The 25047-nt window shown below is 64.4% G+C and carries 24 protein-coding genes; 9 read left to right on the top strand and 15 right to left on the bottom strand.

From position 1 onward, the window contains the following. The first annotated feature begins 39 nt into the window (after positions 1 to 39). On the top strand, positions 40 to 486 hold the full coding sequence (hpf, locus tag I2H36_RS08305; protein ID WP_196263423.1) for a ribosome hibernation-promoting factor, HPF/YfiA family: 447 nt from the start codon (positions 40 to 42) through the stop codon (positions 484 to 486). 281 nt (positions 487 to 767) lie between these two features. On the opposite strand, the gene clpB is transcribed toward hpf, so the two are convergent. Next, positions 768 to 3389 carry an ATP-dependent chaperone ClpB gene (gene clpB / locus I2H36_RS08300; protein ID WP_196263422.1) on the bottom strand — a complete coding sequence of 874 codons (2622 nt, stop codon included), beginning with the start codon at positions 3387 to 3389 and terminating at the stop codon, positions 768 to 770. Between the two features lie 179 nt (positions 3390 to 3568). Between clpB and I2H36_RS08295 the strand changes: the two genes are divergently transcribed. Next, positions 3569 to 3892, top strand: coding sequence for a hypothetical protein (locus tag I2H36_RS08295; RefSeq protein WP_196263421.1), 324 nt, complete (start codon positions 3569 to 3571; stop codon positions 3890 to 3892). 7 nt (positions 3893 to 3899) lie between these two features. Continuing rightward, positions 3900 to 4178, top strand: a complete 279-nt coding sequence (locus tag I2H36_RS08290; RefSeq protein WP_196263420.1) for a hypothetical protein — start codon at positions 3900 to 3902, stop codon at positions 4176 to 4178. Positions 4179 to 4286: 108 nt separating this feature from the next. Here I2H36_RS08290 and I2H36_RS08285 read toward each other — a convergent pair whose 3' ends face one another. Further along, the gene (locus I2H36_RS08285) at positions 4287 to 5018 is read right to left on the bottom strand and encodes a Crp/Fnr family transcriptional regulator (RefSeq protein WP_196263419.1); all 732 of its coding nucleotides are present in this window, start codon (positions 5016 to 5018) and stop codon (positions 4287 to 4289) included. 109 nt (positions 5019 to 5127) lie between these two features. Between I2H36_RS08285 and I2H36_RS08280 the strand changes: the two genes are divergently transcribed. Next, complete coding sequence (locus tag I2H36_RS08280) at positions 5128 to 5964, top strand: MOSC domain-containing protein (RefSeq protein WP_246718705.1); 837 nt, start codon at positions 5128 to 5130, stop codon at positions 5962 to 5964. On the opposite strand, the gene I2H36_RS20320 is transcribed toward I2H36_RS08280, so the two are convergent. The 7 genes from I2H36_RS20320 to I2H36_RS08245 all read right to left on the bottom strand — a co-directional run bounded on the left by I2H36_RS20320 (position 5961) and on the right by I2H36_RS08245 (position 17269). Beyond that, complete coding sequence (locus I2H36_RS20320; RefSeq protein WP_196263418.1) at positions 5961 to 9728, bottom strand: beta strand repeat-containing protein; 3768 nt, start codon at positions 9726 to 9728, stop codon at positions 5961 to 5963. The genes I2H36_RS08280 and I2H36_RS20320 overlap by 4 nt on opposite strands. A gap of 140 nt (positions 9729 to 9868) precedes the next feature. Further along, positions 9869 to 10921, bottom strand: a complete 1053-nt coding sequence (locus tag I2H36_RS08270) for a DUF4167 domain-containing protein (protein ID WP_246718704.1) — start codon at positions 10919 to 10921, stop codon at positions 9869 to 9871. A gap of 385 nt (positions 10922 to 11306) precedes the next feature. Continuing rightward, complete coding sequence (gene prmC, locus I2H36_RS08265; protein WP_196263416.1) at positions 11307 to 12155, bottom strand: peptide chain release factor N(5)-glutamine methyltransferase; 849 nt, start codon at positions 12153 to 12155, stop codon at positions 11307 to 11309. Next, positions 12152 to 12589 (bottom strand): FosX/FosE/FosI family fosfomycin resistance hydrolase, encoded by a 438-nt coding sequence (gene fosX / locus I2H36_RS08260; RefSeq protein WP_196263415.1) that lies wholly within the window; start codon positions 12587 to 12589, stop codon positions 12152 to 12154. Before fosX ends, prmC begins: the two co-directional genes overlap by 4 nt. Continuing rightward, a complete protein-coding gene (gene prfA, locus I2H36_RS08255) occupies positions 12586 to 13674 on the bottom strand; it encodes a peptide chain release factor 1 (RefSeq protein WP_196263414.1) in 1089 nt (362 codons plus the stop codon). Before prfA ends, fosX begins: the two co-directional genes overlap by 4 nt. Then, a complete protein-coding gene (gene ptsP, locus I2H36_RS08250) occupies positions 13674 to 15941 on the bottom strand; it encodes a phosphoenolpyruvate--protein phosphotransferase (RefSeq protein ID WP_196263413.1) in 2268 nt (755 codons plus the stop codon). The genes prfA and ptsP overlap by 1 nt, the downstream gene beginning before the upstream one ends. Before the next feature lie 89 nt (positions 15942 to 16030). Further along, a complete protein-coding gene (locus I2H36_RS08245; RefSeq protein WP_196263412.1) occupies positions 16031 to 17269 on the bottom strand; it encodes an aspartate kinase in 1239 nt (412 codons plus the stop codon). Positions 17270 to 17402: 133 nt separating this feature from the next. Between I2H36_RS08245 and ubiG the strand changes: the two genes are divergently transcribed. Next, positions 17403 to 18146 carry a bifunctional 2-polyprenyl-6-hydroxyphenol methylase/3-demethylubiquinol 3-O-methyltransferase UbiG gene (ubiG, locus tag I2H36_RS08240; RefSeq protein WP_196263411.1) on the top strand — a complete coding sequence of 248 codons (744 nt, stop codon included), beginning with the start codon at positions 17403 to 17405 and terminating at the stop codon, positions 18144 to 18146. Here ubiG and nhaA read toward each other — a convergent pair. Together nhaA and I2H36_RS08230 are read right to left on the bottom strand one after the other, a co-directional pair. Next, on the bottom strand, positions 18115 to 19335 hold the full coding sequence (nhaA, locus tag I2H36_RS08235) for a Na+/H+ antiporter NhaA (RefSeq protein WP_196263410.1): 1221 nt from the start codon (positions 19333 to 19335) through the stop codon (positions 18115 to 18117). The genes ubiG and nhaA overlap by 32 nt on opposite strands. A gap of 104 nt (positions 19336 to 19439) precedes the next feature. After that, positions 19440 to 19961: a metallophosphoesterase family protein gene (locus I2H36_RS08230; protein ID WP_196263409.1), complete on the bottom strand. Its 522-nt coding sequence runs from the start codon at positions 19959 to 19961 to the stop codon at positions 19440 to 19442. A gap of 256 nt (positions 19962 to 20217) precedes the next feature. Between I2H36_RS08230 and I2H36_RS08225 the strand changes: the two genes are divergently transcribed. Together I2H36_RS08225 and I2H36_RS08220 are read left to right on the top strand one after the other, a co-directional pair. After that, positions 20218 to 20547, top strand: a complete 330-nt coding sequence (locus I2H36_RS08225) for a hypothetical protein (protein WP_210330997.1) — start codon at positions 20218 to 20220, stop codon at positions 20545 to 20547. A gap of 37 nt (positions 20548 to 20584) precedes the next feature. After that, complete coding sequence (locus I2H36_RS08220; protein WP_196263408.1) at positions 20585 to 20962, top strand: hypothetical protein; 378 nt, start codon at positions 20585 to 20587, stop codon at positions 20960 to 20962. A 37-nt stretch (positions 20963 to 20999) separates the two neighbouring features. On the opposite strand, the gene I2H36_RS08215 is transcribed toward I2H36_RS08220, so the two are convergent. From I2H36_RS08215 to I2H36_RS08200, 4 genes are read right to left on the bottom strand one after another with little or no spacing between them, the layout of a single operon-like run. After that, the gene (locus tag I2H36_RS08215; RefSeq protein ID WP_196263407.1) at positions 21000 to 21446 is read right to left on the bottom strand and encodes a DUF1178 family protein; all 447 of its coding nucleotides are present in this window, start codon (positions 21444 to 21446) and stop codon (positions 21000 to 21002) included. A gap of 44 nt (positions 21447 to 21490) precedes the next feature. Continuing rightward, on the bottom strand, positions 21491 to 22354 hold the full coding sequence (locus tag I2H36_RS08210; RefSeq protein ID WP_196263406.1) for a carbon-nitrogen hydrolase family protein: 864 nt from the start codon (positions 22352 to 22354) through the stop codon (positions 21491 to 21493). A 16-nt stretch (positions 22355 to 22370) separates the two neighbouring features. After that, on the bottom strand, positions 22371 to 22628 hold the full coding sequence (gene grxC / locus I2H36_RS08205; RefSeq protein ID WP_196263405.1) for a glutaredoxin 3: 258 nt from the start codon (positions 22626 to 22628) through the stop codon (positions 22371 to 22373). 51 nt (positions 22629 to 22679) lie between these two features. After that, complete coding sequence (locus tag I2H36_RS08200; RefSeq protein WP_196263404.1) at positions 22680 to 23462, bottom strand: ComF family protein; 783 nt, start codon at positions 23460 to 23462, stop codon at positions 22680 to 22682. Between the two features lie 225 nt (positions 23463 to 23687). Between I2H36_RS08200 and I2H36_RS08195 the strand changes: the two genes are divergently transcribed. Beyond that, on the top strand, positions 23688 to 24578 hold the full coding sequence (locus tag I2H36_RS08195; protein ID WP_196263403.1) for a methyltransferase domain-containing protein: 891 nt from the start codon (positions 23688 to 23690) through the stop codon (positions 24576 to 24578). 81 nt (positions 24579 to 24659) lie between these two features. Next, a complete protein-coding gene (locus tag I2H36_RS08190; RefSeq protein WP_196263402.1) occupies positions 24660 to 25025 on the top strand; it encodes a DUF427 domain-containing protein in 366 nt (121 codons plus the stop codon). The last annotated feature ends 22 nt before the right edge of the window (positions 25026 to 25047 follow it).

The raw sequence follows: 25047 nt of genomic DNA, 5'->3' as shown, positions 1-25047 counted from the left end.
GACCGTTAGCCTCCGAACCTTCATGCCACGGAGGAGTGAATGAAGCAGGACAGCGACGGCGATAACAATATCCTCGTACAAAGCGCAAATGTCGACTTAGGCGACAATTTTCCTGATTATGCGAAGACGAATATCCGCCAGGTGGCGAGCAAGTATTTCGGGCATCTCAGCCTGGCCTCCGTGCATGTCACGCGGGAGGGCATCACCTATCGGTGCACCGTCAACATGCAGATGGGCGCGCTCAAGATGATGAGCGGCGAGGCCAAGGACAAGGACCTCTACACCGCCTTCCGGGGCGCCCTGCAGAAGACCGCCAAGCAGCTTCGTCGCTCCAAGCGGGAACTGCGCGAGGACAAAGCCGAGCGCATCGACAAGGACATGCTCCTGCGGGAAGGCAATACGGCTCCGCGCCGCGAGCCGCGTCAGGATCGAGGCAGTACCGAGGCCGCCAACGACGAGGGCGATTACCGCGCGGCTGCGGAATAGCCACACATCATTATTCCACTACGTCATCGCCGGCCTTGTGCCGGTGATCTCGATTGAATGAAGCATTGCGCTTCACCTCATCGGGATGGCCGGGACAAGCCCGGCTATGACGTACTGCGTGTCATCCCCGGCGAGCCATAGGCGAGGGAAGGGGATCCATCATACGCTGAGCGCTATGGATGCCTTTCCCTCCGCTGCGCTCCGGCCGGGAATGACAATGGGCTGTCGAACAAAAAAGGCCGGGTGCAGAACCCGGCCTTTGTCATGTCTTTGTATCGTTCTTAATTCAGCCGCACGCCCTGCGGCGGGCGCTCCGTGCCGCTCACCGTCACGTCGCCGATCATCAGGCCCATGGGGCCCGCATGCACCGGCACGGTCTCGCCGTCCTTGATCTCGCCGGAGAGGATGAGCTCTGCCAGCGGATCCTGCACGTGCTTCTGGATCACGCGCTTCAGGGGCCGTGCGCCATAGGCCGGGTCGTAGCCCTTGTCGGCCAGCCAGGCGCGCGCCTCGTCGTCGAGTTCCAACGTGATCTTGCGATCAGCAAGCAGCTTCTGCAGGCGGCCGAGCTGGATGTCCACGATGGCGCCCATCTCCGAACGCTGCAGCCGGTGGAACAGAATGATCTCGTCCACGCGGTTGAGGAACTCCGGCCGGAAGTGCGCGCGCACCACGCCCATGACCTCGTCGCGCACCTCGTCGGTATCGTGGCCCTCGCCCTGGTTCACCAGATACTCGGCACCGAGATTCGACGTCATGATGATGAGCGTGTTGCGGAAGTCCACGGTGCGCCCTTGCCCGTCCGTGAGGCGGCCGTCGTCGAGCACCTGCAACAGAACGTTGAACACGTCCGGATGCGCCTTCTCGATCTCGTCGAACAGGACCACCTGATACGGCCTGCGGCGGACGGCTTCGGTGAGCGCACCGCCCTCCTCGTAGCCCACATAGCCGGGAGGCGCGCCGATGAGCCGAGCGACCGAATGCTTCTCCATATATTCCGACATGTCGAGGCGCACGAGAGCGGTATCGTCGTCGAACAGGAAGGCCGCCAGAGCCTTCGTCAGCTCCGTCTTGCCGACGCCCGTGGGGCCAAGGAACATGAACGAGCCCATGGGCCGGTTCGGATCCTGCAGACCGGCGCGGGCACGACGCACGGCGGTGGAGACCGCCGCCACGGCCTCGGCTTGGCCGACGACGCGCTTGGCGATCGCCTGCTCCATCTGCAGCAGCTTCTCGCGCTCGCCCTCCAGCATCTTGTCGACGGGCACGCCGGTCCAGCGGGAGACGACTCCCGCCACGTGGTCGGGCGTCACGGCCTCTTCCATCAGCCCGCCGCCATCGGCCTTGGCTTCCACATCGATGAGTTGCTTCTCCAGCCCCGGAATGACCCCGTATGAGAGCTCGCCGGCCTTGGCCCAATCGCCGTTGCGCTGTGCGGTGGCCAACTGGTTGCGGGTTTCCTCGAGCTTCTTCTTGAGATCGGCCGCGGTGCCGAGCTTGTCCTTCTCGGCCTTCCAGCGCGCCGTGATGGCAGCCGACTTCTCCTCGAGATCCGCCAGCTCCTTCGTGAGGCGCTCGAGGCGGTCGCGGGACGCGGCATCCGTCTCCTTCTTCAACGCCTCCTGCTCGATCTTGAGACGCACGATCTCACGGTCGATGTTGTCGAGTTCCTCAGGCTTTGAGTCGACCTGCATGCGCAGGCGCGAGGAAGCCTCGTCGACGAGGTCGATGGCCTTGTCCGGCAGGAAGCGGTCGGTGATGTAGCGGTTCGACAGCGTCGCGGCAGCGACAAGCGCCGAGTCGGTGATGCGCACGCCGTGATGCTGCTCGTACTTCTCCTTCAAGCCGCGCAAGATCGACACGGTGTCCTCCACCGTGGGCTCGCTCACGAAGACCGGCTGGAAACGACGGGCGAGCGCCGCGTCCTTCTCCACGTGCTTGCGGTACTCGTCGAGGGTGGTCGCACCCACGCAGTGCAGCTCGCCGCGGGCGAGCGCGGGCTTCAGGAGGTTCGACGCATCCATCGCGCCATCGGCCTTGCCGGCGCCGACCAGCGTGTGCATCTCGTCGATGAACAGGATGATACCGCCTTCAGCCGACGTCACTTCGCTGAGCACCGCTTTGAGTCGCTCCTCGAACTCGCCGCGATATTTGGCACCTGCAATCAGCGCGCCCATGTCGAGCGCCAGCAGCTGCTTATCCTTCAAGCTCTCCGGCACATCGCCGTTGACGATGCGAAGCGCCAAGCCTTCGACGATGGCGGTCTTGCCGACGCCGGGCTCACCGATCAGCACGGGATTGTTCTTGGTGCGGCGCGAGAGCACCTGAATGGTGCGGCGGATCTCCTCGTCGCGGCCGATCACCGGATCGAGCTTGCCGTCGCGGGCCGCTTCGGTGAGGTCGCGGGCATATTTCTTCAGCGCATCATAGGCGTTCTCCGCCGTCGCGTTGTCGGCGGTGCGGCCCTTGCGCAGCGCGTTGATCGCGGTGTTGAGGCCTTGAGCGGTCACGCCGGCCTGGGCCAAGATCTTGCCCGCTTCCGAGTCCTTCTCGACGGCCAGCGCCAGCAGCATCCGCTCGACGGTGACATAGGAGTCGCCCGCCTTCTCGGCGGCCTTCTCGACGGTGTCGAAGAAGCGCATCAGGTCGCGGGTGGCCTGCGGCTGCGCGGCGGAGCCTGAAACCTTTGGCTGCTTGGCAAGCCATTGCTCGACCGCCGCATGGGCGTCGCGGGAGCGCCCGCCGGCGCGGTCGATCAGGCCGGCGCAGAGGCCTTCCGGATCGTCCAGCAGGACTTTCAGCACATGGCCCGGCGATAGCTGCGGATGGCCTTCCCGCATGGCGAGATTCTGGGCCGCCTGAACGAAACCCCGGGCGCGTTCGGTGTATTTTTCGAAATTCATCAATCATCCCTCCTCGGGTCCACCCGCCCTCCTGGAGGCACAGGCCAACCCTGCGATGTCGGACCCTCATCAATGAGGCATCCGCTGAGCTCCAAGATGGTGTGTCCCATTCGCCACAACAAGAGGGGGAACCGGCTCGCGGTGCTGGCATTGACCCCACGACAGTTGAGGAGGTTCCCATGACACGCGACCCGCGCTCAGAGGCCGAAAAAGCCCGTGCCGACCTCGCCCGCAATGCGGAGATGGGTTTGGGCGTGCCGCAAAGCCCGGCCGAGCAGCAGCCCTCCGTGACGCCGGAGACCTTCGGCGACACCACCGAGAACGGCCGGGTGATCCGGGACGATCAGGGGCCGGCAGCCAACGAGGCGGCCCGCGACATCGGCGATTCCACCGGCACCATCGCGACCTCCCGCGACATCCCTGTTTCGCGTCAGAACGTCAAAGCCCCGCCAACCCACCGCAGCGACGAGGAGGACGGCGTCCTCTCCCGCGCCAAGGAGTAAAAACAACATGGCTCTTTCCGATCTCTTTGCCCGTCTCAACCCCAGGAAGCGCAAAGCCGAGCAGGCTGAGAAGGCCCGCCAGGAACTGGTGGCCAACGCCGAGAAGGCCCTGCGCATGAAGCAGGAGGCTGGGCCTCAAGCCAACATTCCCGACCACCGGACCTCCCACGAGGGCATGCACCAGGATCCCCATCAGGTGGAGATCGATGCCTCCCGCGGCCGTGAAGCTGGTTTCACACCTCAGCTGAAGCGCTCCAAGGTCGCCCGCTCGGGGGATGCTTCGTAAGCCCGAATTCACGCGATTGAAAGCAGCAGAGCCCTGCCGAAAGGCAGGGCTTTTCTCATGGGAACTGCCGCCGAATGGTCTCACGACCTATGTTCGCGGCAGCCCCATTCAGCCGCGCTCATAGCTGTGCGGCAGAAGCTGCTCGAATTTCTGCCTGATGACCGCGTAGCACTCGCAGGAAGCGGCCTCGAGACCCGGCCGATCCGTGACCGTGATCATGCCTCTGCCCTGGCGGATCAGGCCCTTGTCCTGAAGAGCGCGGGCAACGTCACTGACCGTCGAGCGCTGAACCCCGATCATCTCCGCCAGGAACTCCTGGGTGAGCGGCAGATCAGGCTGGCCTGCTCTGTCTTGGGTCATGAGGATCCAGCGGCAGCACCGGGCTTCGACGCCGTGAACGGCGTTGCAGGCCACGGATTGGAGCGTTTGTGCCATGAGCGCCTCAGTAAAGCGCAGGACGAGATTCTGAATGGCCGGGCGCGCCGCCATGGCCTCGTGCATCGCATTGAGTTCGGCTCGCGAGGCCGTGCCGCTCAGCTGGACGATGTAGCGCCCGAACGATTGGCGGGTCACGAAGGCGCTCACCAGGCCGAACAATCCCTCGCATCCGAACGTCGCCATCTCGACGGACTTGCCGTCATGCATGATGGTGACAAGGGACACCATGGCATCGTGGGGAAAATAGGTATGCCCGATGGTCTCGCCGATCTCAAAGAGGGTCTGACCTCGCTGCAGGTCGACAATGGCGAGGTTCGGCTCGAGAAATGCAAAATCCTCTGGCGTCAGGGCGGCTAAAAGTCGGTTGTCCTGATGCTGCGGAGTTCTCCGAACCTGTGCCATGGCAGAGGTCCTGAATCAGCCGGGCTAAGCCCCCGCAGTTCAACGCGTCGATGATATGGTTCGGTCCATCGGCTGGAGAATTTGCAGGCACTGATCTCAGAACCCAGGCATGGCATTGGCGTCCACCTTGCTCGTCTTAAGCGGAAACCGTATCCATGGCTCCATGACCATCCGCATCGCCTCCCTCCAGCGCTATCCGGTGAAGGGCCTCTCGCCCGAGACCCTGTCCTCCGTCGCCCTCACAAAGGGCGACTACTTTCCCGGCGACCGGCTGTTCGCCATCGAGAACGGCCCGGCCGGGTTCGAGCCGGACAACCCGCAGCATCAGCCCAAGATCAAGTTCCTGATGCTCATGCGCAACGAGAGCCTGGCGCGGCTGAAAACCCGCTACATCGATTCCATCACAACCCTCTTCATCGAGCAGGGCGGGCGCGAGGTGGCGCGCGGCGATCTCTCGACCCCCGAGGGCCGGCTCGCCATCGAAGCCTATTTCCGTCGCTTCATGCCGAAGGAGCTGCGCGGCCCGCCGAAGGTGCTCACCGCTCCGCAAGGTTTCCGCTTCACCGATTCCCGGCGCGGTTTCGTCTCGCTCATCAATCTCGCGAGCGTGCGGGAGCTGGAGAATGTGGTCGGCGCACCGGTCGATCCGCTGCGCTTTCGCGGCAACATCCATGTGGAGGGTCTCGCGCCTTTCGCCGAGTTCGATCTCGTCGGCCAGGTGCTCACGGCGCCCTCAGGCCTGCGCCTGAAGGTCACCAAGCGCATCGAACGCTGCGCCGCCACCAACGTGGACCCGGACACCGGCATCCGCGACCTGGAGATCCCCAAGAGCCTCATGAAGGCCTATGGGCATTTCGACTGCGGCATCTATGCCGAGGTGATGAGCGGCGGATCGCTGCAAGAGGGCGACAGCCTCGAGCGCGAGCAGGCGACGCTGGCGCTTTAGAGGGATAGGTTGAAGTCTGCCGTGGAGCGGTCCCAGGTGATGCCCGTTCCGACCCTGATAGTGAGGCTGGGCGCGACGTTCACGCCTTGAACTCCGACGTATGCGTAAAGGACGCCGTTTGTCGAATCGTAATAGAGAGTGCCGGCGGCCATCGCCCCAGGGACACTCGTGCCATAGACAAGCGAGAACGTCTGGTCGCCCGCGCGGTCAGTAACCGGATCGATGTCGGAAAAATTGAGCAAGTCCGCGCTCTGACTGTCGATGCCGCCGGCCGGGTTGAAGTCGAAGTCGAAGATGGTATCGGACGAACCGGGGCTGAGGTCTGAGGCCGTGTAGGTGAAAATATCCCGGCCAAGCCCGCCTTCGAAAGTGTCGTTGCCCGTGTAGCCGTATAAGAGGTCTTGGCCTTCGCCGCCGATGAGGCTGTCGTTGCCGCCGAAACCGATCAGTCTATCGCTGCCTTCGCCGCCGATGAGGGTGTCGCCATCGCGGCCGCCCTCGAGGAAATCGTCGCCTTCGCCGCCGTTGAGGGTGTTGTTGCCGGTGCCAGTGCCGGTCTCGATTCCTTCGCTGCCGCTGCTGAGCCAGTCGCTGCCATCGCCGCCATCGAGGCTGTCGTTGCCCTCGCCGCCATAGAGGGTGTCGTTGCTGAGGCCGCCATTGAGCGTGTCGTTGCCATGGCCACCGTGGAGGGTGTCATTGCCATCGCCACCGTCGACTCTGTCGTTGTCATCGTTGCCATGGAGCATATCGTTGCCAAGGCCGCCGATGAGGGTGTCGTTGTTACTGCCGCCGGCGAGATTGTCGTCTCCATCGCCGCCATCGAGAGTGTCGTTGCCGACACTCCCATTGAGGGTATCTTTGCCGCCGCCACCGCCGCCATGGAGGCTGTCGCTGCCGATGCCGCCGGCAAGGCTGTCGTTGCCAAGGCCGCCTACAAGAGTGTCACTGTCGTCACCGCCATCGAGGCTGTCGTCGCCGTCCCCGCCATCGAGGCTGTCGCTACCGCTGCCGCCGAGAAGAGCATCGTTGCCGAGGCCGCCGATAAGGGTGTCGTTGTCGCCGCCGCCGTCGAGGTTGTCGTTGCCCTCGCCGCCGTCGAGGCTGTCAAAGCCGACGCTGCCTAGAAGGGCGTCGTTGCCGCTGCTGCCCAGGAGGGTATCGTTGCCGAGGCCACCGATAAGGGTATCGTTGTCACTGCCGCCATCAAGACTGTCGTTGCCTTCGCCGCCGTCGAGGCTGTCGAAGCCGATTCCGCCCAGGATGGTGTCATTGCCGAGGCCGCCGTCGAGCGTGTCGTTGTCGCCGCCTCCGTCGAGGCGGTCGTTGCCGCCGGCGCCGATGAGCGTGTCGTGACCCGCGCCGCCAACGAGTGTGTTGTTCGCGTCATTGCCGGTGATCCGGTTGGAAAAATCGTTGCCGGTGCCGGAGAGCGCCGCCGAGCCGAGGAGCTCGAGATTCTCCATGAAATCGCCGAGCGTGTAGGTGATCCAGGCGAGAACCGTATCGGTCCCGACGCCGCCGGCTTCGCGGGCCGTGTCGCCCGCATCATCGACCTCATACGTGTCGTCGCCTGCGCCGCCTTGAAGCATATCCGCTCCGGTCCCACCCCGGAGAGTATCGTTGCCGCTGTCGCCGACGAGGACGTCGTTGCCCTCACCGCCGATGAGGCTGTCGTTGCCGCCGCCGCCGATGAGGGCATTATTGCCCGCGTTGCCGGTGATCGTGTTGTCGAGGGCGTTGCCGGTGCCGTTGAATGCCGCGCCGACGAGCACGAGATTTTCGATGCTCGCACCGATCGTGTAATTGAGCGAGGCGCGAATCGTGTCGGTTCCATCTCCGGTCTCGGCAATCATGTCGCCTGCATCGTCGACTTCGTACGTGTCGTCGCCCACGCCGCCGTCGAGGCTATCGGCCCCCGCTCCGCCGATGAGAGTGTCGTTGCCATTGCCGCCCGTGAGACTGTCGTTGCCGGTACCGCCGTCAAGGCTATCGATGCTGGCACCGCCGTCGAGGGTGTCGTCACCGTCGCTGCCGGTGAGGGTATCGTCGCCCTCGCCGCCGACGAGGCTGTCATTGTCACTGCCGCCGATCAGGGTGTCGTTGCCCGCGCCACCGTCGAGGGTATTGTTGCCTTCGCCGCCTGTCAGAGAATTTGCAAGCGCGTTGCCGACAATCATGTTGTCGATGGCATTGCCTGTGCCGGCGATCGCGTCGCCAACCAGGACAAGCCGCTCGACATTGTCGCCGAGGACATAATCGACCGACGCTTCAACACTGTCATAGCCGTCACCGGTCGCCTCCAGGATCTCGTCGCTCGCATTGTCGACGCGATAGAGGTCGTTGCCGGCGCCGCCTTGGAGCACGTCCGCGCCGGCCCCTCCGTTCAGAGTATCGTTGCCTGCCTCGCCCTTGAGCGTGTTCGCGAGCGCATTGCCGGTGATCGTGTTGTCGAGGGCATTGCCGGTGCCCGACAGCGCCGCTCCGACCAGCACAAGGTCTTCGACGCCAGCGCCGAGGGTGTAGTTGATTGCTGCTGTGCGGACCGCGTCGACTCCGCCGCCCGCCGCTTCGACGATCACATCTCGTGCATCGTCGACGAAATAGACATCATTGCCTGCGCCGCCGTCCAGGGTATCGGCACCCGCGCCGCCGTCGAGCGTGTTGTTGCCGGCATTGCCGGTGATGGTGTTGGCGAGATCGTTGCCCGTGCCGAAGAGAGCGTTGCCGGTCAGCACCAGCCGCTCCATGTGAGCGCTGAGCTTGTAATCGATTGAGGCGTGAACCGTGTCGGTTCCGGCGTCTGCAGCTTCAGTGACTACGTCGCTCGAATCATCGACGTGATAGATATCGTCTCCAAGGCCACCGTTGAGAGTGTCAGCACCCATTCCGCCATCGAGCGTATCGTTGCCGAGGCCGGCTTCCAGCAAATCGCCGTCGCCGCCGCCATCGAGCCGGTCATGGCCATCGCCGCCTTGCAGCGAATCCGTCCCGGCGCTACCGCCGAGCGTGTCGTCGCCGGCTCCGCCGTCGAGGGTGTCGTTGCCGGCCTCTCCCTCGAGCCGGTTGGCGAGGCCGGTGCCTGTGATCCGGTTGGCGAGATCGTTGCCTGTCCCGAACAGGGCGCTGCCGAACAGGATCAGGTTCTCTACATGGGCACCCAGCGTGAAGCTCACGGAGGCCTGAACGGTGTCGATGCCCTCGTTCGCCTTCTCGGTGATCCGGTCCTGCCCATTGTCGACGATGTAGATGTCGTCGCCTTTGCCGCCGGCGAGCCGGTCGGCGCCGGCCTTGCCGTCGAGGACGTTCTTGCCGCTGTTGCCCGTGATCGTGTTGGCGAGGCTGTTGCCAGTGCCTTTCAAACTCTTGCCGCCGGTGAGCGTCAGGTTCTCGACCTGGGAGCCCAGGGTCCAGTTGACGGAAGACTTGACCAGATCGGCGCCGCCCCTGGCGCGTTCGATCACCTGGTCGCGGGCATTGTCGACAATGTAGGTGTCGTTTCCGATGCCGCCGATCATCCGGTCACGGCCCTTGCGGCCGTCGAGGAGATCATTGCCGCTGAGCCCGGATAGGCTGTCGTTGCCCGTGGTGCCGATCAGCCGGTCGGCCTTGGGCGTCCCTGTGACGCTGCGGGCATTCGATGCTGCGGCCAAGGTAGTGGCTGGATCAAAAAACCTGCCATCGTCTTTGATGTCCAGATCGAGGAGCAACCCCTTCTTCTTGGCCAAGGCAGAGGGGAGAGTGATCCAGCGCAACTTGGCCATAGCAGATCCTTCGGAGAATAAGCTTGGCCGTTAACATATGTTAAACGTTATTATGAATCAATTCCTTTCAGACCCTACGTCAGACAACAAAAAGGGAGAGCAATGCTCTCCCTTTTTGTACAGTCTTGTCGCGTAAGGCCTTACTCGGCGGCCGGGGTCTCGGCCGGATCCGGGGTGAAGCCCCCGTTCTCGGCATTGGCCGCGTCAATCATTTCCTGGCGGGTGCGGCGGCGGCGGCGCGGACGGGCGACTGCCTCGTCATTGGCCGCTTCCTGCATCACCGGCGCGGGGGCCGGAGCCTCCGTCTCGGCCGCCATCGGAGCGGGCGCGCGGACCGGGTTCGTCAGGAAGGCCGGCAGGGTGCCCTGGTCGGACGTCTCGTCATCCCGGCGGCGGTCGCGGGGCTGGAAGCGCTCGCGGCGCTCACCACGGTCGAAGCGGTCATTGCGCTCCGGACGGTCGCCACGCTCGGGACGATCCCCCCGGTCCTGAACACCACGATCCTGGCGGTCGTTCCGCTCAGGGCGATCCCCGCGGTCGAAGCGAGGCTGGCGCTGTTCATTGCGCTCGTTGCGCTCGCCGTTCTCGGAGCGGGCCTCGAAGGGCTGCTCGTCGCGGGGCTGGAAGTCCTGGCGCGGGCCACGGTCGCGGGGTTGGAAGCGCTCGCGACGGTCACCACGATCCTGGCGGTCCCCGCGATCGGGACGATCGCCGCGATCCTGGCGCTCGCCGCGATCTTGGCGGTCACCCCGGTCCTGACGGTCGAAGCGCGGCTGGCGCTCGGCCCGGTTCTCGTAAGGCTGCGGCTGTGAGCCGTAATCCGCCTCTTCTCCGTTGCCGAAGTCCTGGCCGCCCGCACGCTCGAAGTTCGGACGCTCACCCGGAGCGAAGCCTTCTTCCTCGTTGCCGTCCTCATCGAAGGACCGCTGCTGCTGGTAGCCGTATTGCTCGCGCAGCTGCTCCTGGGCCGCCGCGATGATGCGCAAATAGTGCTCGGCGTGCTGGAAATAATTCTCGGCCGCCACCGGGTCGCCGCTGGACTGCGCATCGCGGGCAAGCTGGCTGTATTTCTCGGCGATATGCTGAGCCGTGCCGCGGATCTTCACGTCCGGGCCGTTCGACTCATAGCTCTTCGTCAAGGGATTGGGACCCTTGTTGTTGTTACTGCGGTTGTTGTTGCTACGACCGCGCATACGCCTGTTTTGTCCTGGTCTCATTTTTCGCTCTACGAGCCTCGCTGGTTCTTTAAAGCCCACGCGATATGCAAGCCAATATTCAACGAACGGGCTTAACGCCCACCGTTCGCGTGGCAAACCGTCTGTCGTTCAGCCATAGCCTTTCAAAGGCTTGGCCATCCTTCAGTGTCGGGTTCAGGTGATCGCGCCAGGCCGTTCCGTTTAAAAGCCCCTGCCTGCGCGATTGATATCGTTTGGTCTTCCGGCATGCCCCTCCAGGGGCCACCGATTTATTTAGACCGAGGACGATCTCTACGCTTGAATCTAGCGGGTTCCTCTCGGTCCAACAAGGGCTATTTCCGACTTTATCCCACCCTGGGACAAGAAAGCCTCACCCGGGCCATCACAGTCGCTTCATGGCGACGCAGCGCGGGTTGCCTGATAGATCGTGTGCGATCCGCAGGATTTCAAGGCCATGGAGCCCGGCCAAGCTCGACAGGGCCTCGGCTTGGTCGTAGCCGATCTCGACCGCCAGCAGCCCCCCGGGAACCAGCAGCCGCTCCGCCTCGGCCAGGAGGACCCGGTAGGGCTCCAGCCCGTCCGGGCCCCCGTCGAGGGCCAGCCTCGGGTCGTGCTCCCGCACCTCCGCGTCCAGACCTGGGATCACCCCGGAGGCGATGTAGGGCGGGTTCGAGACGATCAGATCGAACGGGCCCGACACCGCATCGGCCCAGCGCGACAGGGCGAAATGGCAGCGGTTGCCAACCCGGTTGCCACAAGCATTGGCACGCGCTGTCACAAGTGCACCAAAAGACAGATCGACTCCAAGCCCCGTGGCATTCGGGAGTTCATGGAGCAACGCGACCAAAATGCAGCCGGAGCCGATGCCGAAATCCACGATCTTCAAGGGTGCCCGATGGTCGGGGAGCAGGTCGAGCGCCGTCTCGAGCAGGGTTTCCGTGTCGGGCCTGGGCACCAAGGTTTCCGGGGAGAGGCGGAAGGGCAGGCCCCAGAATTCGCGCTCCCCGACGATCCGGGCCACCGGCTCATGGGCGAGGCGCCTATTCGTGAAGGAGGCGAGGGTCTCGGCCTGCTCTGAGGTGAGAGGTGTGTCAGGCCAAGTGATAAGATCTGTCGCTGAGATGCCAAGAGCTTCGAGCAGGAGCAGGCGGGCGTCCAGGGCTGCGGTCTCGAACCCGGCCTCGCTGAGGGTCCGGCGCAGCGCCCTCAGAGCCTCAGTTCGGGTTTTCAAGGGTTTCGGCCCTCCCGGTAGCGCTCCAGCCGCTCCTCCAGGGTGCCGGTGTGCAGCTCGAACAGGTGGTTGTCGTCATCGTAGAAATAGAGCGAATCCCCCTCGCCCTCGACCCGGGGGCGGGATTCGCGGATCTCCAGCCCCAACGCCTCGATCCGTGTTCGGTACTCGTCGATAGCGAAGGCCGGGATCTTGAATGCGATGTGGTTGTAGGTCCGGGTGGCAAGGCTCTCGCCCTCCATCACGGCAATCCAGAGCCCGCCTACATCGAAGAATTTTTCACGGGACAGGGAGAAGGTGTCCTGGCCGGATGAATAGATTTCCCGACCGCCGAGCGCCCCTTCGACAATGGCCGTCATGCGGTCGAGGTCACGGGTGATCAGGGTAATGTGGCTGAGACCCTCGACCTTGCCCTCCACTTTGCTTTCGCTCATGCCGCTTGGTCCTGGGCGGCGAGCTGGGCTGCCTGATGTTCGGTCACGATAGCGTCGATCAGCTCGTCCAGCGCATTGCCCGCCATCACCTCCTCAAGCTTGTAGAGGGTCAGGTTGATCCGGTGATCGGTCACGCGCCCCTGCGGGAAGTTGTAGGTGCGGATGCGCTCCGACCGATCGCCGGAGCCCACCTGCGCCTTGCGGTCGGCGGCGCGGGCCGCGTCCTTGGCGGTGCGTTCGGCGTCGTAGAGCCGGGCGCGCAGCAGGGCCATGGCCCGGGCGCGGTTCTTGTGCTGGGAGCGCTCGTCTTGGACGAACACAACCATTCCCGAAGGGATGTGGGTGATGCGGATCGCCGATTCGGTCTTGTTCACATGCTGGCCGCCGGCGCCTTGCGCCCGCATGGTGTCGATCTTCAGGTCGGCGTCGTTGAGCGTGATATCCACGTCCTCGGCCTCCGGCAGCACGGCGACCGTGGCGGCGGAGGTGTGGATACGCCCTTGTGTTTCCGTATCCGGCACGCGCTGGACCCGGTGGACGCCGCTCTCGAACTTGAGCCGGGCGAACACGCTCCGGCCCTTGATCTCGGCCACCACTTCCTTGTAGCCGCCCGCCGTGCCCTCGCTTTCCGAGACGATCTCGACCTTCCAGCCTTTGAGGTCCGCATAGCGGGTGTACATGCGCAGCAGATCGCCGGCGAAGAGGGCGGCCTCGTCGCCGCCGGTGCCGGCGCGGATTTCCAGAATGGCGCTCTTCTCGTCCGCCTCGTCCTTGGGCAGCAGCATCAGGCGCAGGTCCTGGGCGGCCTTCTCCAGATCCTGGCGAGCCTGGGGCAGCTCGTCTTCGGCGAGCGAGCGCATCTCGGAATCCATCGACGGATCGTCGAGCATGGCCTGGAGGCCCTGCAGGTTGTCCTCCATCGCCCGATAGGTCCGGATGGCCTCTACCACGCCGTCGAGTTCGGCGAGTTCGCGAGAGAGGGCGACGAAAGTTTCAGGATCGGGCCCGGCATTGAGCGTCGCCGTGATAATGTCATGGCGGGCAAGAATAGCGTTCAGGCGATCAGAGGGGGGGGCAATCGACATCAGACCGGAATACCACGGGTTTCCGCAAAATGGGCGAGCTTCGGGCGCAGCGTCTGGCCGCCCCCGGCATTTTTGAGTTCCTCGCGGACCAGGGCGCTGACCTCCGCGACATTCATCTCCAGCAGCATGGCCTTGACCGGGCCGATGGACGCCGGGGACATGGAGAGCGAACGGAAGCCGAGGCCGATCAGGGCCATGGCCTCGAGGGGACGCCCGCCGACCTCGCCGCAGACCGTGGCCTGGCAGCCGGAGGCTTCGGCTTGCTCGGCCACCATGCTCAGGGCCCGCAGCATGGGCGCGCTCAATGGATCGAAGCGGTCGGCCACGCGCCGGTTCTCACGGTCGCTGGCAAACAGAAACTGCATCAGGTCGTTGGTGCCGAGCGAGATGAAATCGGCGCTCGCGCAGATTTCCTTGAGCTGGAACAGGAGGGACGGCACTTCCAGCATGACGCCGAGCTTGAGGTCCGACGGCAACGGATGGCCATGGTTGGCCAAGTGCGTCTTTTCCCGCTCCACATATTGCTTGGCGCGTTCGAACTCGTCGCAGGTCGCCACCATGGGAAACATGATCTTCAAGGGCCGTCCGGCCGCTGCCTTGAGCAGGGCGCGGATCTGGGCGCGGAGCAGACCCGGACGATCAAGCCCGATGCGGATTGCGCGCCAGCCCAGGGCCGGGTTCTCCTCCTCGACGGATTGCATGTAGGGCAGGATCTTGTCGCCGCCGATGTCGAGGGTGCGGAAGGTGACGGGCCGGTCGCCGGCCTCCGCGAACACCGTGCTGTAGAGGGCCTGCTGCTCGGAAGCCGAAGGCATGCGCTCGGCGATCATGAATTGCAGCTCGGTGCGGAACAGGCCGACGCCCGCAGCGCCAGTCTCGGCCAGGTGCGGCAGGTCGACCACGAGGCCGGCATTGAGCTGCAGGATGACCTCGACCCCGTCCTTGGTGACGGAGGGCACATCCCGCAGCTTGAGGTACTGCTCCTGCCGGCGGGCGCGCAGCCGCGCCTTCTCGGCATAGGCCGCCTCCACGTCCGGATTGGGCCGGATCTGGACCTCGCCGGCGGCACCGTCGACGATGATGGCATCGCCCGGTTCGGTGAGCGAGGTGGCATTCGAGACCTCGCCGACGGCCGGGATGCCGAGGGCCCTGGCCACGATGGCAATGTGGCTCGTCGGGCCGCCCTCTTCGAGCACGAGGCCGCGCAGGCGCGAACGGTCATAGTCGAGGAGCGCCGCCGGACCCATTGAGCGGGCCACGAGGATGGCGTTCTCGGGAAGGTTCTCGCGCTCGGTGACGAATTCCCGGCCCACCAGCCGGTGGAGCAGGCGGTTGGCGAGATCGTCGAGGTCGTGCAGGCGCTCGCGCAGATAAGGGTCCGTCTGGCGCAGCATGCGGGCGCGGTTGTCGGACTGTACCCGCTCCACGGCGGCTTCCGCCGTGAGGCCCGAGGTCACCGCCTCGCGCATGCGCCTCAGCCAGCCCTGATCGTGGGCGAACATGCGGAAGGTCTCCAGAACCTCCCGGTGTTCACCGTGATGGGCGACATCACCGCGCTCGATGAGCTCGTCGATGGACAGGCGCACCTCGCCGATGGCGGCATCGAGCCGCTTCAGCTCCGTCTCGATGTTCTCGGCGATGAGGTTCTTGACCACGACCCGCGGTTCGTGGAGCACCACATGGCCGAGGCCCACGCCGTCGGCCAGCGCCACGCCCTTCTGGTAGACCGGGCGGCGGAGCGCGATGCCGGTCTCGACCGGAGCCAGCGCCTGCAGCTCTCCCGTGGCGAGCATCTCGGCCACCACCATGGCGGTGGTCTGTAGGGCCTCGACCTCTTCCTCGGTGTAGACCCGGTAGGTGCGGTTCTGGACGACGAGAACACCGAGCGTGTTGCCGGCGCGCAGCAGGGGCACGCCCAGGAAGGCGTGGTAGATCTCTTCACCCGTCTCGGGCTTGTAGGAGAAGGCCGGATGGCTCTGGGCGTCGGACAGGGCCAGGGGCTCCGCCGTCGCGGCGATGAGGCCGACGAGGCCTTCGCCCGATCGCATGATGGTGAGGTGGACAGCCTCGCGGTTCAGGCCCTCGGTGGCAAAGAGCTCGAGCACGCCGTCGCCGCGCATCACATAGACGGAGCACACCTCCGCCACCATGTTCGCGGCGATTTGGGTGACGATCTTGTCGAGACGGTCCTGCGCCCCGACCGGCTCCGCCATGATCTCGCGGAGGCGGCGCAGCAGAAGGCGCGGACCGCCGGGAGCGCTTGGCATGAGCTTCTCTGTTCCCGTCCTATCAGGGCCGGCAGGGCGGACCGGCGGCCGGCATGGTCACTGTCGCAGCCCGACCAATCCCTCGTCAATCAGGCTTGATCAAGGCCGTATAGCGAGTGGAGCGTGCGAACCGCAAGCTCCGTATAGGCCGATTCGATCAGCACCGAGAATTTAATCTCAGAGGTCGTGATCGCCCGGATGTTGATGCCTTTGTCGGCCAAGGCCTTGAATGCCCGGGCGGCCACGCCCGCATGGCTGCGCATGCCGACGCCGATGGCCGAGACCTTCACCACGTCCGTGGCGCCCTGGAGCTCCTTGAAGGCAATCTCGGCCCTGTGCTCGTTCAGGAGCGCGCAGGCCCGCTCGTAATCGGCGGTCGGCACCGTAAACGTCAGGTCCGTGGTGGCCGCGTTGTCGGACACGACCTGAATGATCATGTCCACGTTGATGTTGGCCTCGGCCAGGGGCACGAAGATCGAAGCGGCGATGCCCGGCTTGTCGGCAATGTCCCGCAGCGTGATCTGGGCTTCGTCGCGCGAATAGGCGATGCCCGTGACAATCTGCTGTTCCATGATGTCTTCCTCGTCGCAGATGAGGGTGCCGAGCTTGGGATCGGCGGGATCGTCGAAGCTGGAGCGCACATAGGTCGGCACGCGGTGCATCATGGCGAGCTCCACCGAGCGCACCTGCAGCACCTTGGCCCCGAGCGAGGCCATCTCCAGCATTTCCTCGTAAGAAACCTTATCCAGGCGCCGGGCCTTGGGCACGATGCGCGGATCGGTGGTGTAGACGCCGTCGACATCCGTGTAGATGTCGCAGCGCTCGGCCTGGATGGCGGCGGCCAGCGCGACGGCGCTGGTATCCGAGCCGCCCCGGCCGAGGGTCGTGATGCGGCCTGTGGGCTGATGCATGCCCTGGAAGCCGGACACGACGGCAATTTCCTTGGCGTCGGTGAAGCCTTTGATGATCCCGGTGCCGTCGATGGCGGCGATACGGGCCGAGCCGTGGGCTTCCGAGGTCATGATCGGGATCTGCCAGCCCTGCCAGGACCGGGCCTTGAGGCCCATTTCCTGCAAGGCGAGCGCGAGGAGACCCGAGGTCACCTGCTCGCCTGAGGCGACGACCACGTCGTATTCCTTGGAATCGTAAAGCGCAGAGGCATCCTTGACCCAGCCGACGAGCTCATTGGTCTTGCCCGCCATGGCGGACACCACCACGGCCACGTCATAGCCGGCCTCGACTTCGCGTTTCACATGCCGGGCCACGTTGCGGATGCGCTCTACGGTGGCGACGGATGTTCCGCCGAACTTCATGACAAGACGGGGCATGGTCGAAGAAGGCCGTTAAGGGTTCAGGGAAAATTTTGCCCTTCGCGGCGCGAAAGGCGCGTATACATGACGGTAGGGCCGCGCCCTGTCAACGCGCGGGAATCAATTCTTTGACCTCAGGAATCAGGCTTCGATGACCCACGGCGTATCCACCACCATCGACCCCGCCGAGGTCGCTCGTTTCGACAAGATCGCCAGCACCTGGTGGGACCCGAAAGGCCCCATGAAGGTCCTGCACAAGTTCAATCCTGTGCGTCTGGCCTATATCCGCGACGAAGCCTGCCGCCGCTTCGGGCGTGACCCCCGCTCGGCCCGCTCGCTCGAAGGGCTGACCATCCTGGACGTGGGCTGCGGTGGGGGCGTGCTCTCCGAGCCGCTCGCGCGCCTGGGAGCAACCGTGACGGGGCTCGATCCTGCGCCCACGAACATCTCCGTCGCAAAGCTCCACGCGGAACGGGCAGGGGTGTCGGTTGATTACCGGAATGAGACCGTGGAAGCCGTGGTCGCGCGAGGGGAGACGTTCGACATGGTGCTCGCCATGGAGGTGGTGGAGCATGTGGCCGACCGGCAGGCCTTCGTGAGCGCCTGCGTTCAGGCCATGAACCCAGGCGGGGCTCTCGCCATGGCGACGATCAACCGGACCCTGCGCTCCTTCGCGTCCGCCATCGTGGGGGCCGAGTACATCCTGGGCTGGCTGCCCAAGGGCACCCACGAATGGGACAGGTTCGTCACCCCTGAGGAATTGACCGCCGCCATCGAAGGTGCGGGCTTTCGGGTCGATGACCTCAAGGGCGTTGCCTACAACCCCTTGAGGGACAGCTGGTCCCTGTCCCGCGACACGGCCGTCAATTATATGCTGCTGGCCTCGAAGGCTTGAGCGGCTGTTCCCGCGGCGCAACGCTGAGCACCAGATAGCCTGCCAGCGCTGAGAGGGCGGAGCCCATGAGCACGCCGATCTTGGTGGCGTCCCCCAGCTCCGGCTGGCCCGGGAAGGCGAGCGCCCCGATGAACAGGCTCATGGTAAAACCGATGCCGCAGAGCAGGGAAACGCCGTAGCATTGAGCGCGCGTTGCGCCAGCCGGGAGATCGGCGAGGTTGAGCCTGATCGCCAGCTCCGAGAAGGCGTAGACACCTGCCTGCTTGCCGATGAAGAGGCCTAAGGCAATGCCAAGCGGCAGGGGGCTTAAAATTGCATCGAGTGAAAGCCCGGACAGGGACACGCCCGCGTTGGCGAGGCCGAAGATCGGGATGATCGCATAGGCCACAGGCCCATGCAGGGCATGCTCAAGCCGGTGAAGGGGCGCGTCCTCGGCACGTGTCTTCTTCGGGGCAGCCTGGAGCGGAATGGTGAGCGCCAATGCGACGCCCGCCAGCGTGGCGTGGATGCCCGATTTCAGAACGAAGAACCACAGCACCGCGCCGACGGCGAGATAGGGCAAGAGCGACACGATCCCGAAGCGGTTGAAGGCCACCAGCACGACGAGGCAGAGGGCAGCCGCGCCCAACATCGTCAGCGACAGGTCGCTTGTGTAGAACAGGGCGATGATGATGATCGCGCCGAGATCGTCGAGGATCGCCAGCGCCGTCAGGAAGATCTTGAGGGAGGTCGGTACCTTCGAGCCGAGAATTGCCAGGACGCCAAGCGCGAAGGCAATGTCGGTAGCGGCCGGGATCGCCCAGCCGGAGCGGAGATGCGGCTCGTTCCATGTGATCGCCAGATAGACGAGCGCCGGCACGACCATGCCGCCGAGGGCCGCAATGCCGGGCAGCATGCGCCGCGGCCAGGTGGAGAGCTGGCCGTCCAGCATCTCGCGCTTGATCTCGAGCCCCACCAGCAGGAAAAACACCGCCATGAGCGCGTCGTTGATCCAGTGCAGGACGCTCAGGCCCAGGACATAGGTTTTGAGCAGGCCGAAATAGGTGTCCGCCAGGGGCGAGTTGGCGATCACGAGGGCGATCACCGTTACGCCCATGAGGATCATGCCGCCGGAGGCCTCGCTGTCGAAGAACCGGCGCATCAGCGAGATGCGTCGGGTGGGCCTCACGTTGCTTTTCGGCCGATCCATCCGTGACTCCTTATCGAGCCCAACTGGTCTTATGGGGAACGGTTCGGATAAACCGCCTGCAACCGATTCCGTCTAATAACAAAACCAGGAGCAACTCTGCGGAATCAGGCTGTCCTGGCAGCCACGTACCGGCGTCGGGTGCCCAGCACCGTCTCAAGGGTGACGGGCCGGTAATCCCAGGCATCCACGCCCACATCGTATTGCCGGGTCTGGGGTTTAAGCTTGCCATGGGAGTGGCCATGCAGGTCGATCCAGCCGCGGCCCATGTTCTTCCAGGTGCGGAAGGCGTAATGGCACATCACCACCGCATGGCCGTCGAGAATCAGTTCGGCATAAGCTTGCACACTCTCCCAGCTCTTGGCCACAAGGGTTGCCGCGCCGTCGTTGTTGCCGGTGATCAGGTGCTTGCGGCCGTTGAGGAGCCCCAGCAACTCGTCAATCCGCTCCGGGCGCACATGAAGGGCAAAGTCGCCCAGATGCCAGACCTCGTCGTCGGGCGAGACAACCGCGTTCCAGTTGGCGATGAGCGCCTCATCATGTTCGGGGATCGTCTTGAACGGGCGCTTGTCGATGCGCAGCACCCTGGGATCGCCGAAATGGGTGTCACTGGTGAAAAAAGTCGCCAAATCAGCCCCTGCCACTGGCCTCTCTTGAGTCAATCTAGGAGGTTGAAACGTCGACCCTGGAACAGAGTTCAGTCCGATCATGAAGAACCGGAGCGGTCGATCCTGCCGAAAATGCTTCCTTAAGGTAAGCTATGCTATGTCGGATCTGCATCTTGCTGAATCGAGACAATAAAAGTCCCCAACAGCTAGGCTCGCTGTAACTGAGATGCATCCTGCAGGGCAATCTTGCCATCACTGCAACCTTGAGGGGCAAATCTTGAAGACCATCACCAGCCTTACCATGGCCGGCTTTCTTGCCATGTCTGCTTTCAGCGCGGCGAATGCTGCCAACCGGCATGTCGATATCGTCAACGATACGGGAATGACCATGGCGGAGTTCTATGCCTCTGCCACCGGAACCGACGACTGGGAAGAAGATATCCTCGGCTCGGACACCTTGGCGAATGGGGAAGTGTTCGACATCGACATCGATGACGGCTCGGGAGCGTGCAAGTTCGACTTCAAGGCGATCTTTACCGATGGCTCCTCCCATGTAAGGCGCGCCGTCAATGTCTGCTCCATCTCGACATTCACCTATCAGCGCTGAGCCTCTGGCTCCGAGGGTCCCCAGTGGGAGACAACACATGATCAAATCCAAGCTTTTCGGACTGGCCCTGATGGGCCTTGCCATGGGCGTGAGCCTTCCGGCCGTGGCCGGCGGCCCTGGCGTCTATGCGGTCAAGGGCAATAACGGCGAACCAGACAGCGATTACACCGGAACGCTGACCATCGTTCAGACGAGCAAGGATACGTTCAAGCTCACCTGGAACATCGCCGGCGAGAAGTACGATGGTTTCGCGATCGGCGACGAGCGCTTTCTCGCGGCGAGCTTCACCAGCAAAGGCTCCAGCGGGACGGCGCTTCTCGTCGAGGACGACGAGAACAAGGGTGGCTACAAGAGCATTTGGGCCTTCAAGGGGGAGACCCAACTCGGCGTCGAGCTGATCACGCCGAAGAAATAGACTGTCTTAAAAACGGTGGGACGGCGGGGCGCCGCTCCTAATTCCTGTCGTCAGGGACAATCGGCAGAGGAAGCACGTCGATGCCTTCCTCCAGGAGCGCTCGCGCCTCGGCAAGGTCCGCCTCGCCGTAGATCGAGCGCTCCTCCGCTTCGCCGAAATGCATCTTGCGTGCTTCCTCGACGAAGTCCTTGCCCACGTTCTCGGAATTCTTCATCACGTGCTCACGCAACGCCCGCAAAGCCGCCCGCAATTCGCGTTCCCGATCCGAGAGAACTGCCATGGCCTGCGGCTCTGGAGCCGGTGCATCCGGCGCCTTGTCCGTGCGCGCGACGGACGGGGCCATGATCTGCTTCTCGACCTTGGCCGAGTTGCAGAACGGACAGGTCACGAAACCGCGCTTGCGCTGCGTCTCGAACGCGTCGCTTGAGGGAAACCAGCTCTCGAACTCATGGGCCTGCTCGCAGGCCAGGGCGTACTTGATCATGTCCTGGTGAGACGTAAGGATTCATACCTGGAAAGGGAAGGGGATCAGGCGGTGGCCGCCCGATCCGTCTCGATGGTGGGGACGATCTCGACCTTGAAGGGGCGGGCGTTCTTGAGGGTCGGAATGCGGCCGCGCACCTCCGCCACGAGGGCGGTGTCGATCTCGGCCAGGAACACGCCGGGCTCCGTGCCACCTTCCGCCAGAATGCGGCCCCAGGGATCGACGATCAGCGAATGGCCGTAGGTCTCGCGCCCGTCCTCGTGGAGTCCCGCTTGCGCGGCGGAGATCATGAAGGAGCCGGTCTCGATGGCACGCGCCCGGTGCAGGATATGCCAGTGCGCCTCGCCGGTCTGCTTCGTGAAGGCAGCCGGCGCTGACAGGAATGAGGCTCCGTTCTCGGCGAGCGCCTTGTAGAGGGCGGCAAAGCGCACGTCGTAGCAGATCGTCATGCCGAGATAGCCCCAGGGCGTCTCGGCGGCCACAGCTGAGGAACCGCCCGTATAGGTGGCCGATTCGCGCCAGCTCTCGCCGTTCGGTAGGTCCACGTCGTAGAGGTGGATCTTGTCGTATGATGTGATGATCTCGCCGCCCTGGTCGATCAGGAAGGCCCGGTTGGCGACCTTGTCGCCCTCCTTCACGGCGATGGAGCCGATCTGAATCAGGATGCCTCGCTCCCGCGCCACCTCGCGAAGCGCCGCCAGTACAGGATCCTGCGCCTCCGGCCCGACCTTCTCGAATAGCTCGGCCCGATCCCGGCAGACGAGCGACGTCATCTCCGGCGTCTGGGCGAAATGCGCGCCCTGGTCCGCCGCTTGGCGCACGAGGGCCACGGCAGCGTCGCGGTTTTTCAGGACATCGCGCCCGGAGCGCATCTGGATGCAGGCGGCGGTGAAGCGGGCTGGGGTCATGGGTAATCGGTCTCCGTCAGGCCTGCAATAACGGCTCAAGCTGGCCCCTGTCATCAAGATCATACAGGTCATCGCAGCCGCCGACATGCTTTTCGCCGATGAAGATCTGCGGCACGGTCGAGCGGCCCTTGGCCTTCTGAATCATCTCGGCCCTGGCTTCGGGCTTCTTCTCGATATCGATCTCGGTGAATTCGGCACCCTTCTCGGTGAGGAGCTTCTTAGCGGCCGAGCAATAAGGGCACCAGCTCTTCGTGTAGATCGTGATGGCAGACATGGCAGAGAGTTCTCCTGTGGTCGGGAGGATATAGGAAGCTTTGCACCTCCTTCACAACTCCTTCACCACCCGGGCGAAGGCCAGAACGTCGACGGAGGCCGCCCCGCCGCGCAGGAGCGCCCGGGAGGCGGCGTTGGCCGTGGCCCCGGTCGTGAGCACGTCGTCGACGAGGAGCACCCGCTTGCCCTGCAGCCGCGGCTTGGCGTCTACCGGCACTCGGAAAGCACCCTGCAGGTTCTCCTGCCGCTGCGCCTTGGTGAGCCCCACCTGTCGACGGGTGCGCTTGACACGAGCGAGCAGGAAAGGATCGCAAGGCACCCCGCTCTCCGTTGAGAGGGCTTTCGCCAGTGCCATGGCCTGGTTGAAGCGCCGCCACCAGAGCCGCCAGCGGTGGAGCGGCACAGGCACGATCACATCCGCCTCCGCCAGAAGCTCTGCCCCGGCCCGTGTCATCATTCCGCCGAGTGCGCGGGCGAGTTCGAGGCGGTCGTTGTATTTCAGGCGATGAACGAGGAGGCTTGCGGTGCCGTCATATTCGGCGACGGCTCGAGCCCGCTGAAACACCGGCGGATCTGCGATGGCCGCCGGCGAGAGCAGGGGCTGGCCGAGATCGACCGTAAACGGCGTTCCGAGCCGCTCGCAATAGGGGCGCTCGATAAAGCGCACCCCCGACCAGCAGGTCGCGCAGAGACTGTGAGGCTCCCCCGTGGCGGCTTGGCAGGCGATGCAGGTCGGTGGGTAGAGAAGGCTCAGAGCCAAGCGCCAGGCCTCCTGCGCTCCACGACGGAGGCGGGCGCGGAGTTGGATCGGCTCAACGTGGAGAGGCTCGCTCATGGGCGAAGCTTAGCCGATGAACCTGGAGTGGACGAGCAGGGATTCTCCGGATTTACGAGCACTGGTGTCATTCCCAGCCGGAGCGCAGCGGAGGGGAAGGGAATCCATAGCGCTGAGCGTGTGAGTGGATCCCCTTCCCGGTCCTGAGGAACCGCCGGGGATGACAGGCATGTGCTCCAAAAAGTTCTTGGTTCTTCTGAATTCACACGCCATATCCAGCGCCTCATGAGCACGCCTCTCGTCTTCGACCGTCCCCTCGTCCGTCGCCGCCTGTTCCGTGCGCTGCACCAAGGCTATGCCGATTTCCTGCTGGTCCGCGTTGTCGAGGATCTGGAGGAGCGGCTCTCGACCGTGCTGCGGGAGTTTCCGCTTGCGCTCGACGTAGGCACCCCCACTCCGGTTGCGGCAGAAGCCCTACGCCGGAGCGGGCGCGCCGGGACGGTGATCCGCCTGTCGCCGGTGCCGGAACCGGGAAGCATCCTGGGCGACGAGGAGCGGCTGCCGTTCTCGGGCGAGCGCTTCGATCTCGCCGTGTCGCTCCTCTCGCTGCATTCCGTCAACGACCTGCCGGGCTCCCTCATTCAGATTCGGCGTTCTCTCAAGCCCGACGGCCTCTTCGTCGGGGCGTTGCTCGGCGGGAGCACGCTCACCGAGCTGCGTCAGTCCCTCACCCAGGCCGAATCGGAGGTGGAGGGCGGGGTCAGCCCCCGGGTGGCGCCCTTCGCAGATCTTCGCGACATCGGCGGCCTGCTACAGCGGGCTGGCTTTGCCCTGCCAGTGACGGATTCCGATATCGTCCGGGTGCGCTATGCCAATGCCTTCGCGCTTATGCGCGACCTGCGCCGGATGGGACTGACCAACGCGCTGAACGACCGCCGCCGGACCCCGCTGCGGCGCGCCACCCTGATGCGGACGGCAGAGATCTACGCAGAGCGCTTCGGTGAGCCTGACGGCCGGATCCCGGCGACCTTCGAGATCGTCTGGCTCTCCGGCTGGACGCCGCATGAAAGCCAGCAAAAGCCCTTGCGCCCCGGCTCCGCCAAGGTGCGGCTGGCCGATGCGTTGGGCGTGAAGGAAGGCGTTCCCAAATCTGAATCCAAGCCTGGCAAGGATTAGCCGGCCTGCCCACGCCTTGGGGTGCAACCAGGTTGCCCTATCTTCATTCTCCAGAGAGCCTGTCTTGGAGAAGGAAGTGCCATGAGGGAGCCCGGCCCGGATCACCCGATCACCATCACGCAGAACCCGCATCGCATCCGGGTCATGCTCGGCGGCTTCATCGTCGCGGAAACCACGCAGGCGCTCACCCTGCAGGAGGCGAACTACCCGCCGGTGCAGTACATCCCACGCGAGGATGTGCACATGGACCTCCTGGACTCGACCGATCACCACACCCATTGCCCCTTCAAGGGCGAGGCCTCCTACTTCACCGTCAATGGAGGCGGGCTCGTGCGGGAGAATGCGGCCTGGAGCTATGAGCAGCCGTTTCCTTCGGTGGCCAGCATCAAAGAGCATTTGGCTTTCTATCCGAACAAGGTGGATGCCATCGAGGAGTTCGAGGATTAGGACGTTCTCCTAAGGGTGTAAG

The organism is Microvirga terrestris, from assembly GCF_015694425.1.
Lineage (GTDB): Bacteria > Pseudomonadota > Alphaproteobacteria > Rhizobiales > Beijerinckiaceae > Microvirga > Microvirga terrestris.
The sequence above is the reverse complement of the archived record's forward strand: the minus strand, read 5'-3'. Positions and strand labels throughout refer to the sequence as shown.

What these genes read in the sequence shown, in the direction of transcription:
- prfA (WP_196263414.1), bottom strand. Translation starts at nt 13,674, where the DNA reads ATGTCGATTGCCCCCCCCTCTGATCGCCTGAACGCTATTCTTGCCCGC.
- I2H36_RS08270 (WP_246718704.1), bottom strand. Translation starts at nt 10,921, where the DNA reads ATGCGCGGTCGTAGCAACAACAACCGCAGTAACAACAACAAGGGTCCC.
- I2H36_RS08200 (WP_196263404.1), bottom strand. Translation starts at nt 23,462, where the DNA reads ATGAGCGAGCCTCTCCACGTTGAGCCGATCCAACTCCGCGCCCGCCTC.
- I2H36_RS20320 (WP_196263418.1), bottom strand. Translation starts at nt 9,728, where the DNA reads ATGGCCAAGTTGCGCTGGATCACTCTCCCCTCTGCCTTGGCCAAGAAG.
- clpB (WP_196263422.1), bottom strand. Translation starts at nt 3,389, where the DNA reads ATGAATTTCGAAAAATACACCGAACGCGCCCGGGGTTTCGTTCAGGCG.
- I2H36_RS08215 (WP_196263407.1), bottom strand. Translation starts at nt 21,446, where the DNA reads ATGATCAAGTACGCCCTGGCCTGCGAGCAGGCCCATGAGTTCGAGAGC.
- I2H36_RS08195 (WP_196263403.1), top strand. Translation starts at nt 23,688, where the DNA reads ATGAGCACGCCTCTCGTCTTCGACCGTCCCCTCGTCCGTCGCCGCCTG.
- ubiG (WP_196263411.1), top strand. Translation starts at nt 17,403, where the DNA reads ATGACCCACGGCGTATCCACCACCATCGACCCCGCCGAGGTCGCTCGT.
- ptsP (WP_196263413.1), bottom strand. Translation starts at nt 15,941, where the DNA reads ATGCCAAGCGCTCCCGGCGGTCCGCGCCTTCTGCTGCGCCGCCTCCGC.
- I2H36_RS08280 (WP_246718705.1), top strand. Translation starts at nt 5,128, where the DNA reads ATGGCATTGGCGTCCACCTTGCTCGTCTTAAGCGGAAACCGTATCCAT.
- I2H36_RS08295 (WP_196263421.1), top strand. Translation starts at nt 3,569, where the DNA reads ATGACACGCGACCCGCGCTCAGAGGCCGAAAAAGCCCGTGCCGACCTC.
- I2H36_RS08190 (WP_196263402.1), top strand. Translation starts at nt 24,660, where the DNA reads ATGAGGGAGCCCGGCCCGGATCACCCGATCACCATCACGCAGAACCCG.
- I2H36_RS08285 (WP_196263419.1), bottom strand. Translation starts at nt 5,018, where the DNA reads ATGGCACAGGTTCGGAGAACTCCGCAGCATCAGGACAACCGACTTTTA.
- I2H36_RS08210 (WP_196263406.1), bottom strand. Translation starts at nt 22,354, where the DNA reads ATGACCCCAGCCCGCTTCACCGCCGCCTGCATCCAGATGCGCTCCGGG.
- grxC (WP_196263405.1), bottom strand. Translation starts at nt 22,628, where the DNA reads ATGTCTGCCATCACGATCTACACGAAGAGCTGGTGCCCTTATTGCTCG.
- fosX (WP_196263415.1), bottom strand. Translation starts at nt 12,589, where the DNA reads ATGAGCGAAAGCAAAGTGGAGGGCAAGGTCGAGGGTCTCAGCCACATT.
- nhaA (WP_196263410.1), bottom strand. Translation starts at nt 19,335, where the DNA reads ATGGATCGGCCGAAAAGCAACGTGAGGCCCACCCGACGCATCTCGCTG.
- I2H36_RS08220 (WP_196263408.1), top strand. Translation starts at nt 20,585, where the DNA reads ATGATCAAATCCAAGCTTTTCGGACTGGCCCTGATGGGCCTTGCCATG.
- hpf (WP_196263423.1), top strand. Translation starts at nt 40, where the DNA reads ATGAAGCAGGACAGCGACGGCGATAACAATATCCTCGTACAAAGCGCA.
- I2H36_RS08290 (WP_196263420.1), top strand. Translation starts at nt 3,900, where the DNA reads ATGGCTCTTTCCGATCTCTTTGCCCGTCTCAACCCCAGGAAGCGCAAA.
- I2H36_RS08245 (WP_196263412.1), bottom strand. Translation starts at nt 17,269, where the DNA reads ATGCCCCGTCTTGTCATGAAGTTCGGCGGAACATCCGTCGCCACCGTA.